The organism is Mesorhizobium sp. M7A.F.Ca.MR.362.00.0.0 (assembly GCF_004023175.1).
Classification (GTDB): domain Bacteria; phylum Pseudomonadota; class Alphaproteobacteria; order Rhizobiales; family Rhizobiaceae; genus Mesorhizobium.
In genome coordinates, this window is sequence record NZ_RZTF01000792.1 from 1 (window position 1) to 1,048 (window position 1,048).

Annotated in this window: 1 protein-coding gene, 1 tRNA gene and 1 pseudogene; all 3 read right to left on the reverse strand. The window is 57.0% G+C overall.

Features of this window, described 5'->3' with window-relative positions; genetic code table 11:
- Positions 1-107: 107 nt before the first annotated feature.
- Positions 108-339, reverse strand: a pseudogene (locus tag EOC06_RS44650) (GIY-YIG nuclease family protein).
- A gap of 185 nt (positions 340-524) precedes the next feature.
- Positions 525-615 (reverse strand) — tRNA-Ser (locus tag EOC06_RS37720).
- A 52-nt stretch (positions 616-667) separates the two neighbouring features.
- Positions 668-1,048 (reverse strand): hypothetical protein (locus tag EOC06_RS40535; protein WP_164899016.1); only part of this gene is annotated, 381 nt, incomplete at its 5' end.

Sequence of the window (1,048 nt, forward strand, 5' to 3'; positions counted from 1 at the left end):
GAATCGAATGAAATTACGGGAGCCGCCGCCCGCTTCATCGGAGTAACGAGCTGTTATCGTTATCTCTTTTTGGAAAACCGTGGGATTTTTCGGTAGGCCTGCGGCCGTCACCAAAAGCGTTTGTTGGCGAAAGCGTGCCCTGAACCGGATTTGAGATAACCTCGAATGAAGCTGCCTTGGCCTGATTCGAGAAGGCCATATGGGTGACGATCCGCCATGGCAGGAATTTGGACGCATGGCTGGATTTCCCGAATTGTGCTCGGCAAGCCGTCGTTTCAGGTCCGACGTCATGCCGACATAACGCCCGCCTTCCGCAACCTCGCTCTCGAGAATACACATATCACATGAGCCAGCCCCTCCTTGCCAATGCGAGAGGGTACCCTGCTTGGCCGAAGGGCAGCTGCCAACCCTGTTTTTGCAAGAAATTCAGGCGCTTGAGCCCTCCTTCGCTACGGCTTCGGAGGGCATCTTGCTTCGCGCGGAGGTCGGGACTTGTCCTGCGAAGCGCGCAGCGCGAAGCAGGATGGCGGAGAGGATGGGATTCGAACCCACGAGAAGCTTTTGACCTCTACTCCCTTAGCAGGGGAGCGCCTTCGACCACTCGGCCACCTCTCCGTTGCGCCGGTGGATAAAGAAAAGCGCCGGCACAATCAACAAGCCCGCATCATTATATGGAAAAATAAGATGCACTGAACCGTGGCCTTCCATGGATGCGGCGGTTCTGCGGTTGTTTCCTGGCTAGCGACTCGGGAGCTTGCCATGATTCCGGCGGCCCTTCGCCGGATTCGGCGGCAAACAAGGGGTTGCGGCGGGCCTGATGGTTAACGAGAGCTTTCTGAGTGAGGCCAAATCGTGTCATTTGTGCAACAACGCCGGGGGATAGCAGCCAGGCAGCCCTTTCGCCGGTACGATCGTGGTTGAACGCCGCCGCCTCATGGGTAATGTCGATTTCGAAGGAGCGGCGCGGTGCGCATCTTTTTCGGTAGTGGGGATGGGGCAGGGAACGCTGTCCTTCAGCAAAGAATACCCAGACCCGTTTTTTAACTTT